Genomic DNA, 12536 nt, shown 5'->3' on the forward strand with positions numbered 1-12536 from the left:
GTTCCTGGTCTTCAACGAGTTGGCCGACGCGGCCCAGCGCGACGGCGCGGCCTTCGCCCCGTCCTACATGCTGGACCAGTCGCACAACGTCACCGATCCGATCGAGAGCCTGATGAGCAGCGCCGTGGAAGTGCAGCGCGCCTTCGTGCAGGCCGCGCTGGTGGACCGCGCCGCGCTGAAGCAACACCAGGACAACAACGACGCGCTGCAATCGGCGCAGGCGCTGAAGCACGCCTACCGCACCGACGTCAGCGCCATCCTGGCCATGGCACGCGTGCGTTCCGGCGGCGCGGCCGATCCGGTGGCGCTGTACCGCGCTTCGGGCTACCGCGAGCAGGCGGCCGTGCGCCGTCCGCCCAAGGCCGGCGCCAGCAGCAGCGGCATCGTTTAAACATTGTGCGAGGCCGGAACCGGCCTTGCGTCTTGTGTCTGGCGTATTGCGGGGGAATGTTTGTGCTGAAAACGGTTTCATGTTAATGTTTATGAATTAACATTTTTCGCGACGATACCGATGGGTTATTTTTTAAAAGAAGCGGGACTGGCCGCCGCGGTCCTGCTGTGCGGCGCAGCGAGCGTCAACGCCCAACAAGCCGCGACGCCAACGCAAAGCGTGGCCGTGAAGGGCTATAAGAACGCCTCCCCGTGGTTCAAGGCCGAAAGCCAGCATTTCATCGTTTTCTCCAATACCAGCAACGCCGACGTCACCCAGCTGCTGAAAAACCTGGAAAAGCTGGACCACGTGCTGCGCATCTACACCAAGGATTTCCAGGCCGGGGCTGTCAGCCAGCAGAAAATGACGCTGTACTACCACGACCGGATCGGCGGTTTCAACGACGCCGTTTCCGGCCAGCCGGAAGAGGCCGTTGGGCTCTACAACAGCTGCGCCGGCGGCGTACAGGGATACGGCGTCCACCTGGAACGCATCGCCGGCTTGAACAACGAGCAACTGGCCACGTCCACGCTCAACAACAGCCTGTCGTACGCCTTCGAGGCCTACGCGCGGCATTTCCTTTACCGGTACACCGATATCCGCACACCGTCGTCCTATATCGACGGGTTCGCGCAATACTTCTCCACCATCCGCTTCTCCGACAATCAGATGTCCATCGGCAGGGTGCCGCCCAGCGTGGCCCGGTATGTCTACTTTGTCGACAAGGGCCGCAGCCACCGCTTGACGTACCAGGACATCTTCGAGCCCAAGGAAGCCAAGGACCCGGCGTCCTCGGACGAGCCGGCCGTGCGCCTCGAGTACCAAGCCAAATCCTGGCTGCTGGCGCATTACATGCTGTCATCCAACGACAATCTGCCGCGCCGCGACAAGTATCTGAACCTGGTGCACCAGGAAGTCCCGGCCGGCAAGGCGCTCGACGAGGCTTTTGAATTGAAGGGGGCCGACATCGGCGACACGATGTGGCGCTACCGGCTCAAGGGCATACAGGTGTTGCAGCTGGAGATGCCGGACCTGCCGTCCGCGCAGCCAAGTTTCACCAGCCTGCCCGAGTCGTCCACGGATTTCCTGCTGGCCGATGCCGGCCTGCGTTCCTGCCCGGACGCCAAGACCGGCCAGGCGCTGCTGCGTACAGTCAGCCAGCACCCCGGCGGCGTGCCGAACAACGACACGGCCAGGCTCACCGTGGGCAGGGCGCATGTGGACTGGGGCAAAGCGGAGGATGCCTTGCCACACCTGGCCGACGCTGCGCGCAAGGACGCCAGCAGCCACGAGGCCGCCTACCTGCTGGGCCTGGCGAACCTGCGCCTGGCGGCGCAACGCAAGGACGCCGAGGCGGCGCCGTATCTCGAAGCGGCGGCCACGCAACTGGCGCGCGCCCGGGTCTTGAACCCCAGGTCGCCCGAGGCGGCGTACGCGGCACACCAGCTCGGTCTGCGCGCCGCGGGCCCGCCTGACAAGCAGACTTTGGAAGCCGCCGTCGCCGCCTGGCGGTACGGGCACGAGGTCAACACCTACGCCCGCTCGGCGGCGCTGTCCTACGCCTATCTGGGCCGCTCGGCGGAGGCGGACAACGCACTGACGGTGCTGGCCCACAACGCGCGCGATCCGGAAATGGCCAAATGGGCGAAGGCTTGGCAAGCCCGCCTGGGCGCCGGCGTCACCCGCGCCGACCTCGCCGCGGAAATGCGGCGCGAGCCCGCGCAGCGCGGCGCGTTCAAGGAATGGACCGTCGCCGGTGAAAACCTGATGCAGACCGTGGAATACAACGCCGGCATCGAGGATATGGGCAAGTACCTGGAAACGATGCGGCTCTCGAACCCGATGTCCGAGAAGACCCACTTCGTCGCGCCCAGCAAGAAATAGGGCGGAGGGGGTTCATTTGGGCGGAGCCGCCGCGTGCGCCTTGGCGGCTTGCGTCAGCTTCGCCATCGCCTCCGCGGCGGTCATGCGGTCCTGGTTCCAGAACTGGCTGATCACGTCCCAGATCGCGGCCACGGTCTGGGACGGCTGCGCCATGCCGTGGGCGAGGCTGGGCAGCAGGGCGCCGCGCTTGGCGCTCTTGCTGAAATCCTGGCTTGAACGCTGGGCGCATTCGTCGAACTTGTCCATCTTCACGTCCATCCGCACGGGTATCGAGCCTTTGGCCAGGTTGAACGTCTCCTGGAAGTCCTTGCTCATGACGGCGCGCGCCAGGTCGTTCTGGGCCGCCCTGTTTTCCCCGCTGACCTGGAACATGGCGAAGGAATCGATATTGAAGGTGAACGCGTTCGCCGAACCCGGCGTCGCGCCGCAAAGCACGTCTATCCCCGGCTTCATGCCGGCGGCCTGTATCTCGGCTTTGGCCCAATCCCCCATCAACTGCATGCCGGCCTCGCCCTTGATCAGCATCGACGTGCCGCGCACCCAGTCGCCGCCGACCGCGTTCCGGCCAATGTAGCTCTTGATGCGCCTGTAGGTCTCCAGCGTCTTTTCCATTTGAGGGCTGTTCAGCGCCGAGGGATCCAGCTCCATGAACGCCTTCCGGTAAAAGTCCGGCCCGCCCACGCCGAGCGCCACGCTTTCGAAGGCGCCCAGGTCGAGCCAGGATTGGCCGCCGTAGGCGATGGGCGCGATCCCGGCCTTCTTCATGGCGTCGGCCACCGCGAAGAACTCCTCCCACGTGGCCGGGAACCTGGCGTTGGCCTTCCTCAAGGCGCTGGCGTTCACCCACAGCCAGTTCACCCGGTGCACGTTCAGCGGCGCGGCGACGTAGACGCCCTTGTGTTTCATGGTGTCGCTGACGATCTTCGGCAGCAGCCGGTCCCATTTCTCCGCCGCGGCCACGCCTTCGATGCTGGAAAGGGTGCCGGTGCGGGCCCATTCGGGTATCGACGCGCCCTTGATCTGCGCCGCCGTGGGCGGATTGCCGGACAGGACGCGCGATTTGAGCAGCACCATGGCCTGGCCGCCCCCGCCGCCGGCGATGACGAAATCCTTCCACGTGTGGCCGTCGTTGCGCAGGGTGGCCTTCAGCTTGGCCACCGCGCCCGCTTCGCCGCCGCTGGTCCAGAAATGCAGGACTTCGACTTCGCCGCCCGCCGCCGTCGAGAGCAGGGGGCAGGCTACCAGCATCATTGCCAGGCTACGCCGGAGTGAACTTCGCATGTCTGATCCCCTGCTTGAAATATTAACGCCGATGTTAAGCTTCCGGCGGCAAGCGGATCAACACCCGCAAGCCATGCGGCTGGACTTCCTCCAGCGTGACGGAACCGCTGTGCCGCTCGACGATCTCCTTGACGATGGCCAGCCCCAGCCCGCAGCCGTCGCCCTGGTAGGTCGCGCGGAAGAAGCGCTCGAACACGCGGGCGCGGTCCGCCTCCGGAATGCCCGGGCCGTCGTCCTCCACCACCAGCAGGGCGCTCGCGCCGTCGCGCCTCACCTTCACCGTGATTTCCGCGCCATGCCCGGCGTACTGGATGGCGTTGTCGATCAAATTGGTCAGCGCTTCCCGCAGCAGCAGGGAATTGGCCTGCACCGGGACGGGTTCCGCACCCTCGTCGTCCTCGAAACCCAGATCCACGCCGGCCCGCAGGCCGCGCGGCACCAGTTGGACCACGATATCCTGCGCGAAGCGGCGCAGGTCGAACTGGGTGCGCTCCAGCACGGGCGCCGATCCCGGCTCGGCGCGCGCCAGCGTCAGGAGCTGGGCGACCAGGTGGGCGCTGCGGGTGGCGCTCTGGTGCACCAGGGCCAGGCGGCTGCGCTGGTCGTCGTCGGTGGCCGCCTCCAGCGCCAGCCTGGTCTGGCTTTTCAGCCCGGCCAGCGGGGTGCGCAGCTGGTGCGCCGCGTCGCCGATGAAGCGCTTCTGGGCGCCAACCTGGTGCTGGACGGAGGCCAGCAAGTCGTTCAGCGCGCCGGCCAGCGAGCGCAGTTCCACCGGGGCCAGGTCCAGTTTCAGCGGCGTGAGATCGTCCGGCGCGCGGCTCTCCACCTCGCGCCGCAGCCGCGCCAGCGGCGCCAGCCCGGCGCGGATGCCGGCCCATACGATCATGCTCATCAACAGCACCAGCGCCGACAGCGGCAGCAGCGTATCGGCCAGGATGGCGCGCGCCAGCTCCTCGCGGTTGGCGCTGCTGCGGGCCACCTGCACCAGCATGGTCTGCTTGGGCGAGGAGATGTCGCCGAAGGCCACGTAGAGCGCGGCGATGCGCATCTGCTTGGACGCGCCGGTGGCGCCGGGCTGCGGCGCCACCTTGGCGTCGTAGAAATAGGGGACGTCGAGTTGCTGGCTGGCGGCGGGCGGCGGGGGCGGAAGGTTGCCGTTGCCGAGGATGAAGCGGCCGGGCGGAGTGCTGACCGTGTACATCAGCCGGTCGTTGGGGTCGGCCTCCAGCACGTCCTGCGCTGCGCGCGGAAAGTCGATCAGCAAGCCCTGGTCGATGGGTTTCACCTGCCGCAGCAAGGTGCGCGAGGTTTGCGCCAGGCTGGCGTCGATGGCGCGGTTGGCGTAGCTGGCGGCCAGGCGGTAAGTGGCCACGCCGCCCGCCAGCCAGAGGATCAGCTGCGGCAGCAGCAGCCACAAAAGCAGTTTGCGGTGCAGCGAGACCATGGGCGCGGGACGGGATCAGCCCGCGCGGGGCGGGGTCTTGCTCTCGGCCTCGAGCAGGTAGCCCAGGCCGCGCACCGTGCGGATGTCCAGGCCCGATCCTTCCAGGCGCTTGCGCAGGCGGTGGATATAGACCTCGGTGGCGTTGCCGGCGCCAAGGCCGCTGCCGTCGCTGGTCCAGGCCTGCGCGATCTGCTCCTTGGTCACCACGTTGTCGCGGTTCACCAGCAGCAGCTCCAGCAAGGTCCACTCCCGCGGGCTCAGTTCTATGGGCTCGCCGGCCACGCTGGCGCGGCGCGTCTTGGGATCGAAGGCCAGGTTGCCGAAGCCCAGTTCGGCGGTGGCGCTGGCGGCGGTCGCGCGGCGCAGCAGGGCGCGCACGCGGGCTTCCAATTCGGGGAAATCGAAGGGCTTGGTGATGTAGTCGTCGGCGCCGGCGTCCAGGCCGGCCACACGGCTTTCCAGGCCGTCCTGCGCGGTCAGCACGATGACCGGCATCAGCTGGTTGGTGGCGCGCACGTGGCGCAGCACGGTCAAGCCGTCCACCATGGGCAGGCCCAGGTCCAGGATCGCCATGTCGAAGGGCTGGCGCAGCAGCAGGTATTCGGCCACCGGCCCGTTGGGGGCGTGCTCCACCTTGTAACCGGCGCCCTGCAGCTGTGCGGTCAGCGCGTCCGCGAGGATGGTGTCGTCTTCGGCCAGGAGTATGTTCATCGGTGAAGTTTAACAATAAATGAATGGCGGCGCCACATCGGGCCGCCGATTGCGCCAGAATTGTTTACGCGATATTAATGTGGTGTTATAGTTTATTAATGATCGTTAAGGGTCATGCTGCAAAGGAGACGCACCGGGTGCCCGAGCGCCACGGTGTTCCATTAAAAAGATCAAGCAAGGACTATCGTGGCAAACTTTTCCCCCACCCTGGAAGCCGGCGGCGCGTCTGGCGCCTCCGAGAGCAACAACGGCGCGCTCGCCATCATCACCATGCTGTTCTTCATGTGGGGTCTGCTGACTTCACTGAACGACGTGCTGATTCCCCACCTTAAAGCCGTCTACACCCTCACGTATGTGCAGGCCATGCTGGTGCAGTTCTGCTTCTTCGGCGCCTACTTCATCGTCTCCGTGCCGGCCGGCGCGCTGATACGCCGCATCGGTTACCAGAACGGCGTGGTCGCCGGGCTGACCGTCGCGGCGGCCGGTTGCGCCATGTTCTACCCGGCGTCGCTGGGCGGCTACGGCCTGTTCCTGCTGGCCTTCTTCGTGCTGGCCAGCGGCATCACCATCCTGCAGGTGGCGGCCAATCCCTATGTGACCATCCTCGGACCCGCGTCCAGCGCCTCCAGCCGTCTGACCCTGACCCAGGCCTTCAACGCGCTGGGCACCACCGTCGCGCCGGCACTGGGCGGCATGCTGATCCTGTCGGGCGCGGTCCTGACCATCGAAGACCTGGCGCTGCTGCCCGCGGCCGAGCAACTGGCCTACAAGGCGAAGGAAGCCGCCGCCGTGCAGGGCCCATACCTGGCGCTGGGCGGCGCGTTGCTGGCCCTGGCCGTGTTCTTCGCCGTGGCGCGGCTGCCGCGCATCGCCGAGCGCAGCGCGGCAGCCGGCACGGAAGTGTCGCTGATGTCCCACCGCCACCTGGTGCTGGGCGCGATCGCCATCTTCCTGTACGTGGGCGGCGAGGTGGCCATCGGTTCCTTCCTGATCAACTTCCTGGGCGAAGGCCATATCGCCGGCATGACCGCCGCGGTGGCGGCGCCTTACGTCAGCTACTACTGGGGCGGTGCGATGGTGGGCCGCTTCATCGGCTTCGCGGTGATGCGCCGTGTCAGCCCTGGCAAGGCGCTGGCGTTCAACGCCGCGTGCTCGGTGGCGTTGATCGTGCTGGCCGTCGTGGGCAGCGGCTCGGTGGCGATGTGGGCCATCCTGGCGGTCGGCCTGTGCAACTCCATCATGTTCCCCACCATCTTCAGCATGGCGCTGCACAAACTGGGCCCCGCCACCGGCCAGGGCTCCGGCCTGCTGTGCATGGCCATCGTGGGCGGCGCCATCGTGCCGTTCGGCCAGGGCTGGATGGCGGACGTGATGGGCGTGCAGATGTCCTTCCTGCTGCCGGCCGCGTGCTATCTGTTCATCCTGTACTACGGCCTGAAATACGCCGGCATGTACGCCGACGAGAAACGCGCGGCCTGAGAGGCTGAGAGTCTTTCGATCATGCCCGCTCATCACGCCAGAAAGTGCCCGCTCGTCGTTGCAAATGCTCGCCATAGCCCGAGCTATGGCTGTGCTTTGCGCCTCGATCGGCCACTTTCTGGCGCGCTGCTCTGGCACGCCCGAAAAACTCTCAGCCTCTGAGCTAACATGAAACGCATGGCGGTGGTATTGCGCTTGGCCTTGCCTTTGGCGGTGGCGCTGCTGGCCGTGGGCACTGGCCCGGACGGCGCGCAGGCGGCCGACGGCGGCGCGGACGGCCACGCCGCCCGCCAGCGCATCTTCGTGTTGAGCGATATCGGCAACGAGCCGGACGACCAGATGTCGCTCGTGCGGCTGCTGGTGTATGCGAACGCGCTCGACATCGAAGGGCTGGTCGCCACCACCTCCACCTGGCAGCGGCAAACGACCCGACCCGACACCATGGCCGCCCTGGTCGACGCGTATGGCCAGGTGAGGCCCAATCTGCTGAAACACGCGGATGGCTGGCCGGCCGCGGCTGCGCTGAAGGCGCTGGTGTCCAGCGGGCCCTCCGCGTATGGCATGGCGGCCATCAGGCCGGACGCCCCGTCGCCGGGCGCGCGGCGCCTGATCGAGGCGGCGGACCGCCGCGATGAGCGGCCCCTGTGGATCAGCCTTTGGGGCGGCGCCAATACGCTGGCCGAGGCGCTGGCCTCGGTGCGTGCCACGCGGACTCCCGCGGAGCTGGCTGCGTTCGTGGCCAGGCTCAGGGTCTATTCGATATCGGACCAGGACGACGCGGGGCCGTGGATACGCCGCGAGTTCCCGGGGCTGTTCTATATCGTCCAGCCGTCCTCGGCGGACGCCGCCGACTACGCGCGCGCGACGTGGACCGGCATCAGCGGCGACAACTACTACCGCAACGGCGACGGCGCGGACGGCGCCACCGTCACCAACCAGTGGCTGGACGCGAATATACGAAGCAAGGGGCCGCTCGGCCAGCACTATCCGCGCTTCCTGTTCATCATGGAGGGCGACACCCCGGCGTTCCTGAATCTGCTGCCGAATGGGCTGGAGGGCTATCGCCATCCCGCGTGGGGCGGCTGGGGCGGGCGCTATGTGTTCCGCCAGCCCTACGGCGAGACGCGTCCGATCTGGACCCAAGGCGGGGACCTGTTCACCCGCGTGACCTCGGCCGATACCGTGGCGGGCGTCGACGGCAAGCCGCGCAGCTCCGACCAGGCCAGCATCTGGCGCTGGCGCACCGCGTTCCAGCACGATTTCGCGGCCCGGATGGACTGGACTTACAAGCCTTACAAACAGGCCAACCACCATCCGACGGTGGTGGTGAATGGCCGCCGCGGCGTGGGCGCCGTCGAAGCCGACCTGGTGGCGGGCGAGAGTCTTGTGATGGACGCGTCGGGCACCTCGGACCCGGACGGGGATGGCTTGTCTTACAGCTGGTTCCATTACGGCGAGGCGGGCGGGCCGCCCGGCGCGACGGCGGGCGCCGGCCTGGCCGACATCGCGATCGAAGCCGATGGGGGCAAGGCGACGGTCAAGGCCATCGCCACCTGCCGGCCGCAATGGCTGGACACGGGCCCTTGTCCGGCGACCGGCTTTGCCCATGTCATCCTCGCCGTCACCGACAAGGGCGCGCCGAGCCTGACTTCCTACCGCCGCATCGTGCTGCGGGTTCGCAACCGGGAGGCCTCTGGCACCACGCCTTGAGGCGGCGCGCCCAGTCCCAAGGCCGGTCGCTAGGCGGCTTTCCCGGCCGTCACCGACGCCAGCCAGCGTTCACGGTAGGCCTGCCAGCCCGCCAGATCGCTGGGCTTGGCCGCCGAGGTGTTGTCGTCCACGGGGGCACCCCAGTGGTGCAGCATCCAGCCGCCGCAGGTGGTGCCGCTGGTGTCGTCCGAGCAGGAGATTTCCTGGTCCGGGCGCAAGGCGGCCAGCAGCGGCGCGAAGTGCGGATTGCCGGTGTAGCTGCCTTCCACCACCACCGGGCCGGCGGATCCCAGCGCGGACAGACAGTAGTCGCTCATCAGCACGCAATACAGGGTCGCCAGCGCATAGCGCTCGCGGGCGGTTTGCGGCGCGGGTCCCTGGATCTCGCCGGCGCGGCCGGCGAAGGGCCCGCCGGCGGACGAGAAGCAGGGCAGTGCCATCGTGCCTTGGGCGACCAGGCGTTGCAGGTCGTCCGGCGTGCACACCTCGGGTTGCGGGCCGGCCAGTTCACCGAACTCGCGCCCGCCCATGAAACGCATGCAGGCCACGGGCTGGCCCAGCGCGTTGCTGTTGGCAAGCATGTCCGATTCCTCGCGCAGGCCGTCCAGCGGCATGCCCAGCGCCGCGGCGATGACCCAGGTGCCGGTCGACAGCACCGTGCGCTGGCCTTCGCCGGAACCCAGGTGGCGCAGCAGGGAGGCGTTGCTGTCGTGGATGCCGCACAGGACGCGGCAGTCTTCCGGCAGCCCGGTTTCCTTCGCCAGTTCGGGACGCAGCATCCCCAGCGGCGCCCACGCCGGCTGCATGGGCGGGAACAGTTTGCTCCAGCCCATGCGCTCCACCAGCGAGGAGTACTGCTGGCGGGCCGGTTGCCACAAGTCCGTATGGCAGCCGAGCGAGGTGACCTCGCTCGCGGCCACGCCGCTCAGGCGCCATGCCCAGTACTGCGGATACATCAGGATATGGCGCGCGTTCTGGAACTGCGCGGGGAAGCTGCGCGCCAGCCACGCCAACTGGCGGCCCAGATTCAGCCCCGCCGGCAGCGCCGGCGAATAGCTGGTGGAATAGGGCGGCCGCAGCGAGGCGTAGGCCGTGGCCTGCGTGGCGGGAAGTTCCGATTCATAGTCCAGCACCGGCAATACCAGGCCGCTGTCGTCGACCAGCGCGGCGGTGGCGCCGTGCGTGACCGGGACGATGGCGCCCACCCGCGCCAGTCGCGCGTAATCGCGCATCACACCCAGCATCCAGTTCCAGATGCGGTCCGTGTCGTGGTGCGGGTACGGGCCGTCCTGCACGATGCTGTTGGGGCTGCGCCGCTCGGCCAGCATGGCGCCGGCGGCGTCCAGCAAGACCAGTTTGACGTTGGTCTTGCCGATGTCGAGAACGATGGTGGCGTCTACAGACGTCATTTGGCTACTTTCTTCCCGCGCAGGAGCCGCGGAACTGCGATCGTGACGAGCAGCAGCACGCCGACGATGATGGTCATGTAAATGCCCGGCACGTTGGCCAGGGACAGGCCGTAGGTGACGGTGCCCAGCGTCAGCACCGCCAGCAGCACGCCGCCGATGGTGCCGGCGCCGCCGGCGATGCTTACGCCGCCCAGGATCACCATGGTGATCACCTCCAGCTCCCAGCCCATCGCGATGTTGGGACGGGTGCTGCCGATGCGGCCGGTCAGGAACCAGGCCGCCAGGCCGGCCATGGCCCCGGTCAGCATGAACAGCGCCAGGCGGTAGCGGTCCACCGGGATGCCGGAGAAGCGCGCCGCGACCGGATTGTTGCCGATGGCGTAGATGCGCCGGCCCCAGGTGGTGGCGTGCAGCACGCCCGCGAACAGGGCCGCGAACACCAGCAGCACGACGAACTCGCGCGGGATGAAGTCGAAGAAGTAGCCCTGGCCCCAGTCCTGCATGACCTGCGGGTAGCCGGTGTAGGCCTTGTCGCCCAGGACCACGCTGGCCAGGCCGCGGAACAGCGACACGGTGCCGATGGTGACCACGATGGACGGCAGCGCGAAGCGCGTCACCATGTAGCCGTTGATCCAGCCGCAGGCCGTGCCGGTGGCCAGCGCCACGAACAGCAGCGCCTCCGGCGGCAGCCCGGCCGTCATCGCCATGCCCATCGCCACCGACGACAGCGCCAGGATGCCGGACACCGAGATGTCGATCTCGCGGCAGATGATCAGCAGCGCCATCGGCAGCGCGATCATCGCCTTCTCGCTGAAGTTGAAGGTGCCGTCGGCCAGGTTGTACAGGTCCAGGAAGTGCGGCAGCAGCACGCTGTTGACGACGAAGGCGGTCAGCAGCAGCAGCGCCAGCAGGGTCTCCCAGCGGCCCAGCAGGGAACGCAGGGCGAAGGCCGGCCGGTCGTGGATGGTGTAGCGCGACGTGCTCGCGGGAGTGACAGGGACTGGCGGGTTCATGCCGCGCTCCGGGTGGGTTTGACGAGGTGAAGCGGCAGGATCTGCCGGCCGGCGGACTTGTTGCCGCGCGCGTTGATCAGCACGGCGGTGAGGATCACCAGGCCGGTGAGGGCGCTCTGCCAGAACGGCGACACCTTCACCACCGGCAGCGCGTTGCCGATCACGGCCAGGAACAGGGAGCCGAGCAGGGCGCCGGCCACGGTGCCCGAACCGCCGGCGATGCTGATGCCGCCGATCACGCAGGCGGCGATCACGGTGAATTCGAAGCCGTAGGCGATCTCGGTGTAGGCCACCGCGTAGCGCGCCACCCACAGGTAGCCGCACAGGCCGGCCACCAGGCCGGAAATGCCGTAGGTCCAGAACAAGCGTTTCGCGATCGGGATGCCGACGTAGCGCGCCGACGCCGGCTCGTTGCCGATGGCGTACAGGTCGCGCCCGAAGCGGCTGTGGCAAGCCAGGTACCACGCCGCCAGCACCGTCAGCGCGGCGATCCACACCAGGTGGGTCGCGCCCAGCAGGCGCTCCAGCGGGAAGGCGATGAAATTGGCCGGCATCTGGTGCGAATTGACCCAGGCGCCGCCGGACATGACGAACACCAGGCCGCGATACACGCTCATGGTGCCCAGCGTGACGACGATGGGCGGCAGTTCGAGATAGCCGATCATCCAGCCGTTGGCCAGGCCGAGCGCCAGGCCGGTGGCCATGGCGGCCAGCACGACGAGGGGCAGCGGCAGGCCCGGGTTGGCGGCGGCCAGCATGGCCGCCAGCATGCCCGACAGGGCCAGGTTGGAGGCGACCGACAAGTCGATCCCGCGCGTCATGATGACCAGCATCTGCGCCAGCGCCAGCATGATCAGCAAGGTGCTGTCGGTGAGCAGGTTGCCCAGGCTGGCCGCGCTCACGAACACCGGCGCGCGCAGGCCGACCAGGCAAATCAGCAGCACGGTCATGATGGCCAGCTGGGTCTCGCGTAATTTCAACAGTTTCATGCCGCTTCTCCCGCTGGCAGGTCCAGGCCGGACGCCGCCGCCACCACCAGTTCGGGCGTGCACTGGGCGCGCTCGAACACGTTCTTCACATGGCCGTGGTGCATCACCACGACCCGGTCCGCCAGGCCCAGCACCTCGGGCAGTTCCGACGACACCAGGATCACCGACAGGCCTTTCGCGACCAAC

At 67.7% G+C, this 12536-nt stretch carries 9 protein-coding genes and 2 pseudogenes; 4 read left to right on the plus strand and 7 right to left on the minus strand.

Features of this window, described 5'->3' with window-relative positions:
- Positions 1-391: pseudogene (locus BM436_RS16520) on the plus strand (sugar isomerase); the annotation flags it as partial.
- A 120-nt stretch (positions 392-511) separates the two neighbouring features.
- A complete protein-coding gene (locus BM436_RS16525; protein WP_093556627.1) occupies positions 512-2314 on the plus strand; it encodes a tetratricopeptide repeat protein in 1803 nt (600 codons plus the stop codon).
- Between the two features lie 12 nt (positions 2315-2326).
- On the opposite strand, the gene BM436_RS16530 is transcribed toward BM436_RS16525, so the two are convergent.
- The 3 genes from BM436_RS16530 to BM436_RS16540 all read right to left on the minus strand — a co-directional run bounded on the left by BM436_RS16530 (position 2327) and on the right by BM436_RS16540 (position 5750).
- Positions 2327-3565 carry an ABC transporter substrate-binding protein gene (locus BM436_RS16530; RefSeq protein WP_229490365.1) on the minus strand — a complete coding sequence of 413 codons (1239 nt, stop codon included), beginning with the start codon at positions 3563-3565 and terminating at the stop codon, positions 2327-2329.
- Positions 3566-3629: 64 nt separating this feature from the next.
- Positions 3630-5039, minus strand: a complete 1410-nt coding sequence (locus BM436_RS16535) for a sensor histidine kinase (protein ID WP_093556629.1) — start codon at positions 5037-5039, stop codon at positions 3630-3632.
- Between the two features lie 15 nt (positions 5040-5054).
- Positions 5055-5750 (minus strand): response regulator transcription factor, encoded by a 696-nt coding sequence (locus tag BM436_RS16540; protein WP_093556630.1) that lies wholly within the window; start codon positions 5748-5750, stop codon positions 5055-5057.
- Positions 5751-6020: 270 nt separating this feature from the next.
- On the opposite strand from BM436_RS16540, the gene BM436_RS16545 reads away from it, so the two are divergent.
- Both BM436_RS16545 and BM436_RS16550 read left to right on the plus strand, forming a co-directional pair.
- Positions 6021-7229 carry a sugar MFS transporter gene (locus BM436_RS16545; protein WP_093556646.1) on the plus strand — a complete coding sequence of 403 codons (1209 nt, stop codon included), beginning with the start codon at positions 6021-6023 and terminating at the stop codon, positions 7227-7229.
- Between the two features lie 168 nt (positions 7230-7397).
- A complete protein-coding gene (locus BM436_RS16550; RefSeq protein ID WP_093556631.1) occupies positions 7398-8939 on the plus strand; it encodes a DUF1593 domain-containing protein in 1542 nt (513 codons plus the stop codon).
- Between the two features lie 29 nt (positions 8940-8968).
- Here the strand turns inward: BM436_RS16550 and BM436_RS16555 are convergent, their stop codons facing one another.
- The 4 genes and pseudogenes from BM436_RS16555 to BM436_RS16570 all read right to left on the minus strand — a co-directional run.
- Complete coding sequence (locus BM436_RS16555) at positions 8969-10348, minus strand: FGGY-family carbohydrate kinase (protein ID WP_093556632.1); 1380 nt, start codon at positions 10346-10348, stop codon at positions 8969-8971.
- The gene (locus tag BM436_RS16560) at positions 10345-11361 is read right to left on the minus strand and encodes an ABC transporter permease (RefSeq protein WP_093556633.1); all 1017 of its coding nucleotides are present in this window, start codon (positions 11359-11361) and stop codon (positions 10345-10347) included. The genes BM436_RS16555 and BM436_RS16560 overlap by 4 nt, the downstream gene beginning before the upstream one ends.
- The gene (locus tag BM436_RS16565; protein WP_093556634.1) at positions 11358-12350 is read right to left on the minus strand and encodes an ABC transporter permease; all 993 of its coding nucleotides are present in this window, start codon (positions 12348-12350) and stop codon (positions 11358-11360) included. Before BM436_RS16565 ends, BM436_RS16560 begins: the two co-directional genes overlap by 4 nt.
- A pseudogene (locus tag BM436_RS16570) lies at positions 12347-12536 on the minus strand (D-xylose ABC transporter ATP-binding protein); the annotation flags it as partial. The gene BM436_RS16565 and the pseudogene BM436_RS16570, both read right to left, overlap by 4 nt.

Source organism: Pseudoduganella namucuonensis (genome assembly GCF_900116645.1).
GTDB classification, from domain to species: Bacteria; Pseudomonadota; Gammaproteobacteria; order Burkholderiales; family Burkholderiaceae_D; genus Rugamonas; species Rugamonas namucuonensis.

Excerpts from the sequence above, each read along its gene's own strand:
- BM436_RS16525 (WP_093556627.1), top strand. The coding sequence starts at position 512 with ATGGGTTATTTTTTAAAAGAAGCGGGACTGGCCGCCGCGGTCCTGCTG.
- BM436_RS16530 (WP_229490365.1), bottom strand. The coding sequence starts at position 3,565 with ATGATGCTGGTAGCCTGCCCCCTGCTCTCGACGGCGGCGGGCGGCGAA.
- BM436_RS16535 (WP_093556629.1), bottom strand. The coding sequence starts at position 5,039 with ATGGTCTCGCTGCACCGCAAACTGCTTTTGTGGCTGCTGCTGCCGCAG.
- BM436_RS16540 (WP_093556630.1), bottom strand. The coding sequence starts at position 5,750 with ATGAACATACTCCTGGCCGAAGACGACACCATCCTCGCGGACGCGCTG.
- BM436_RS16545 (WP_093556646.1), top strand. The coding sequence starts at position 6,021 with ATGCTGTTCTTCATGTGGGGTCTGCTGACTTCACTGAACGACGTGCTG.
- BM436_RS16550 (WP_093556631.1), top strand. The coding sequence starts at position 7,398 with ATGAAACGCATGGCGGTGGTATTGCGCTTGGCCTTGCCTTTGGCGGTG.
- BM436_RS16555 (WP_093556632.1), bottom strand. The coding sequence starts at position 10,348 with ATGACGTCTGTAGACGCCACCATCGTTCTCGACATCGGCAAGACCAAC.
- BM436_RS16560 (WP_093556633.1), bottom strand. The coding sequence starts at position 11,361 with ATGAACCCGCCAGTCCCTGTCACTCCCGCGAGCACGTCGCGCTACACC.
- BM436_RS16565 (WP_093556634.1), bottom strand. The coding sequence starts at position 12,350 with ATGAAACTGTTGAAATTACGCGAGACCCAGCTGGCCATCATGACCGTG.